Source organism: Streptomyces sp., from assembly GCF_035644915.1.
In the GTDB taxonomy this organism is placed as follows: domain Bacteria; phylum Actinomycetota; class Actinomycetes; order Streptomycetales; family Streptomycetaceae; genus Streptomyces.
On the sequence record NZ_DASQNP010000251.1, the window covers coordinates 1 to 4,265 of the forward strand.

Sequence of the window (4,265 nt, forward strand, 5' to 3'; positions counted from 1 at the left end):
GCGGGCACGTCTCGTCAGCCGGCTTGAATCCGTCCGGCCCGAGCCCGAGCCCGGGCCCGGGTGCCGGCGAGCCGGTGGGAGTCGGTGCCGGTCCCGATGACGGTGCCGTCGAAGGCGAAGCGGCCGACGACGGCCGCGCAGGGGCGGGGTCCGTGAAGGCCCTGGTCAAGCCGCCGAAGGACTCGTGGGAGGCGATGGCGACGTTGTCCTTCGCCTTGAGTTCGGTCGGGACCTGGAACAGCAGCTCGGCTCCGTGGCGGTCCGGTTCCACGGAACCGAGTTCACCGGTGCGGAACAGGTGGGTGCGGCCATCCCGGGCAGGCGGCCACCTCGCTCGGTGAACGTGCGGCGAGGTCGCCTGCCCTGCGTTCACCAAGCGCGGGAGCAGGCCCGTCACGAGCACACCTCGCGCCGCATGCGCTGGAGGAGTCCGACCTGCCGGACGTGCCGGTGCGGCTCTCCGCCCGCCTCTCCCTTGCTGTTTCCGGCCCCGTCTCCGACCGCACCGCGACCGACCGGGCAGGGCCCCGGCTCGGGGCCTCACGCCTCCAGCGCCATCGCGCATCAACTCGTAAGGCCCGGCCCGGGACCGGACCGGCATCGGCGGACGGGCCGGCCGGGACGGAACCGTTGGTGACGCCTGTTCTCTACGGCCGGCGACCGACGTCTCATCCGCGCTCGCGGAGGTACGTCTCCAGCTCGGCGGCCCCGGCCAGCATCGCCCGCCCGCGGGCGGACAGCCGACCGTGCCAGTCGCGCAGTGCGGCCTCCAGCGGCTCCAGCCCGCCGGCCGTCCGCACCTGGGCGATCAGCGGGGCGATCTGCTCCAGCAGGTAGCCGCCCCGCCTGAGCTGGTGGGCCAGCCGGGCATCCCGCACGTCGGCCTCGTCGTAGACGCGGTACCCGGTCCGCGGGTCGCGCCGGGGGCGCACCAGCCCGGCACGCTCCCATGCGCGCAGCGTCGCGGGCCGGATGCCGAGCTCCTTCGCCAGCGGCCCGATGAACGTGCCGCCGGGACCGGACACCGCCGCCTCGGATTCGAACGCCGCGGTGGGCTCCAGGTCGCGGAGGGCGCTCTCCACGGCCTGGAGGGTCCGGCGGTCGTCGAGGAGCTGGGCATGGCTCTCGTCGATGAGGCGGAACGCCTCCTCGACCGCACCCTGGTTCACCGCCCGCATGATCGACGTCGCCGTCTGGTGGCCGTGGCCGGGCACCAGGGCGAGGAACGCGCGCAGGGCCAGCGCGTGCAGCGGGGTGTAGACGCGGTAGCCGTGGGGTGTGCGACCGGCGGCCGGAAGGACGCCGGCCTCCTCGTAGTTCCTGATCGCCTGCGTGGACAGACCGTGCCCACGCGCCAGATCAACCGGCCTGAGCCGCTCGCCGTTTTGAAGGTTTCGTCCCATGGTCCTGCTGATATCGCGGAAAAGTTTCAATCGAAGGTTCAACGATACCGTTGAAGGCATGGTTACTGGCATCAAGGACACCGCCCAGGCCGTCGAGGCCGCCGCCGTCATGAGGCTGCTCCCGGGCCGGCCGCGGCTGCTCGCCCTGGGCGAGCCCACCCACGGCGAGGACGTGCTGCTCGACCTGCGCAACGAACTCTTCCGGCAACTCGTCGAGGAGGAGGGCTACCGGACGATCGCGATCGAGAGCGACTGCATGGCGGGCCTGGTCGTGGACGACTACGTCACCTCGGGCACGGGCACCCTCGACGAGGTCATGGAGCACGGATTCAGCCACGGCTGGGGCACCTCCGCGGCCAACCGCGAACTCGTGCGCTGGATGCGCGCCCACAACGACGGCCGGCCCGCGTCCGAGCAGGTACGTTTCGCCGGCTTCGACGGCCCGCTGGAGATCACCGGCGCCGCGAGCCCCCGGCAGGCCCTCACCGCACTCCACGGCTACCTCGCGGACCGGGTGGACGCGGACCTGCTCCCCTGCACCGCGGACACGCTCGACCGCCTGCTCGGCGCCGACGACCGGTGGACCAGCCCCGCCGCGATGATGGACCCGTCCCGGTCCGTGGGGCGGTCGGCCGAGGCCGGTCGGCTGCGGCTGCTCGCCGACGACCTGGTGGCGCTGCTGGAGGCGCAGACGCCGCACCTGAGCACGGCGACCCCGCGGGAGGAGTGGGACCGGGCCCGCCTGTACGGGCGCACCGCCACCGGCCTGCTGCGCTACCACTACTGGATGGCCGACACCTCACCGAACCGCATGACCCGGCTGGCGGGCCTGCGGGACCTGATGATGGCCCACAACCTCCTCGCCCTCGCCGAACGGGGCCCGGTACTGGTGTACGCCCACAACTCCCATCTCCAGCGGTGCAAGAGCTCGATGCGGATGGGCGGGATGCCGCTGGAGTGGTGGGGCGCCGGCGCGATCGTGAACGCCCACCTGGGCGAGGGGTACGCCTTCGTGGCCACGGCCCTCGGCACGATCCGGCACCAGGGAGTGGACACCCCGCCGCCGGACACCCTCGAAGGACTCCTGTACGCGCTCCCGGAGGACCGCTGCGTCATCGACGCCCCGCGACTGGCCACCGCCCTCGGCGACACGCGGCCCGCCCCCCGCGTGTCCCCCTGGTTCGGCTACGCCCCACTTGACCCGGCCCACCTGGCGGACAGCGACGGCATCGTGTTCGTCAAGGACGTCCTGCGGAGCTAGGGACTGTGCCGAGTCCGGATCACGGGTCCGGCCGTTCCGCCGTCCCGGCCGGAGCCGGAACGGTGGACACCTGGGATGGCTCGGGGTGATCTCACGGACGACGAGTGGGCGGTGATCGAGCCGCATCTGCCGCTGGGCGAGCGTGGCCCGGTCCCCGGCCTGCGGCGGCTGGTCGACGGCGTGATGTGACGGTTCCGCACCGGCAGTCCGTGGTGGGACGTGCCCGAGCGGTACGGCTCGTGGTCCACCGTCTACGGCCGGCTCCACCTGTGGGCCCGGGCCGGGGCCGTCCCAGCCCTGATGGAAGCCGTGGCCGCCGGGGGCGCGTCGCGCGGTCAGGCGGACCCCGGCCTGGTGAGTGTGGACTCGACCGTGGCCCGGGCCCACCACCACGCGGCCGGAACGGCCGTTGATCCCGGCCTGCTCCAGGCGCCGGAGCAGGCCGCCGCCGAGGAAAGGGCTCCGGCAAGGGGGCAAAACGCCCCGGTGACCGGCCGGGACGAGCAGGGGGAGGCGAAGCGTGCGGAGTGGCGCCGTCTGCGGCGGCGCCACCGGCTCCGTACCGCCGAGCCGGGCCGCTCCCGCGGCGGGCTGACCGGCACGGTGCACCCGGCCGCCGACCGCCGCTGCCCGCTGCCCTTGCCTCCGGTCAGGCCGCCGACGGCCCCTGCTCCACCGCCGTCCTGGCCGGCAAGGACCAGGAGGTGCGCGGCAGCCAGCTCCCAAGGCCCTGGGGCCGCATGGTTGGTGAGCGCGTGAGAAGGTCAGGCATGTGATCGACCGGAAGAGCGGCCGGGGCCGCGAGCTCGTCCTCGTCGACGGGCTGAGCCCTGCGGAGGTGGTGCTCGTACACCGGGAGGCGCTGCGTGTGCTGCGCTCCGGCCTGGACACGGCCCACCTCGACGCCTACAGCGACGCCCCCTGGCCCCCCGAGGTCCTGCCGTGGTACGAACGCGCGCTGTCCCTGGCCCGGGAGGAGATGGAGCACGGCTCCCGCTCCCCGCGCGCCGACCCGGGGATGGGGATCGACATCGACGTCCGCGACGACGAGCAGTTCGAGGTGCTGGTGCGGCTGGCTCCGTACACGATCGGCGCCGAGGGCTGGCGAGGGAACCGGCTGGTCTTCAGCGCCAGCGACTCCGGGACCGCCCTGTGGACGGCCGTCACCCCGGAGCAGGAAGCCGAGCTGCTGTCCCGGCTGGACGCGCTGGGGATTCCACCGACCGCGCTGGCCGCCCGGCCGGCCCGGGGCCGCTGAAGCGCACACGGAGACCGGCGCGCCGCCGCCCGGCGCAGCCTCTTCAACCGCATGACCGGTCGGTTCCACCCCCGTTCTCAGAACCGCAGGCTGTCCGGTGAGCAGACCGCCTTCCCCGGCCACGGGGCCGTCGCCGCGTGGTCGTGCCAAGGTGTCTGCCACGTTGGGCGTCCCACACGGACGGGGAGACGTGACCGGGCCGATCGCCGGATGGATCATGGTCCGCACTCCGTGGACCTTCCTGGAACTGCCGTCCCGCTATGCCCGCTGCGCCTCCGACGAGACCGACGGGGACACCGACGACCAGAAGCCCGACGGCTGCTACCCGTATCCGCCGGTCGGC

General features: G+C 73.6%; 4 protein-coding genes and 2 pseudogenes. 4 read left to right on the plus strand and 2 right to left on the minus strand.

What is annotated here, in order from left to right; translation table 11 throughout:
• Together VE546_RS26705 and VE546_RS26710 are read right to left on the minus strand one after the other, a co-directional pair.
• Positions 1–271 (minus strand): annotated as a pseudogene (locus tag VE546_RS26705) (hypothetical protein); the annotation flags it as partial.
• A 397-nt stretch (positions 272–668) separates the two neighbouring features.
• The gene (locus VE546_RS26710) at positions 669–1,403 is read right to left on the minus strand and encodes a TioE family transcriptional regulator (protein WP_324926757.1); all 735 of its coding nucleotides are present in this window, start codon (positions 1,401–1,403) and stop codon (positions 669–671) included.
• Positions 1,404–1,461: 58 nt separating this feature from the next.
• Here VE546_RS26710 and VE546_RS26715 point away from each other — a divergent pair, with 58 nt between their 5' ends.
• The 4 genes and pseudogenes from VE546_RS26715 to VE546_RS26720 all read left to right on the plus strand — a co-directional run bounded on the left by VE546_RS26715 (position 1,462) and on the right by VE546_RS26720 (position 3,922).
• Complete coding sequence (locus VE546_RS26715) at positions 1,462–2,664, plus strand: erythromycin esterase family protein (RefSeq protein WP_324926759.1); 1,203 nt, start codon at positions 1,462–1,464, stop codon at positions 2,662–2,664.
• Between the two features lie 75 nt (positions 2,665–2,739).
• Complete coding sequence (locus tag VE546_RS28050) at positions 2,740–2,853, plus strand: transposase (RefSeq protein ID WP_414720598.1); 114 nt, start codon at positions 2,740–2,742, stop codon at positions 2,851–2,853.
• Between the two features lie 15 nt (positions 2,854–2,868).
• Positions 2,869–3,423: pseudogene (locus VE546_RS28055) on the plus strand (hypothetical protein); the annotation flags it as partial.
• Positions 3,424–3,436: 13 nt separating this feature from the next.
• Positions 3,437–3,922, plus strand: coding sequence for a hypothetical protein (locus VE546_RS26720; protein ID WP_324926761.1), 486 nt, complete (start codon positions 3,437–3,439; stop codon positions 3,920–3,922).
• The last annotated feature ends 343 nt before the right edge of the window (positions 3,923–4,265 follow it).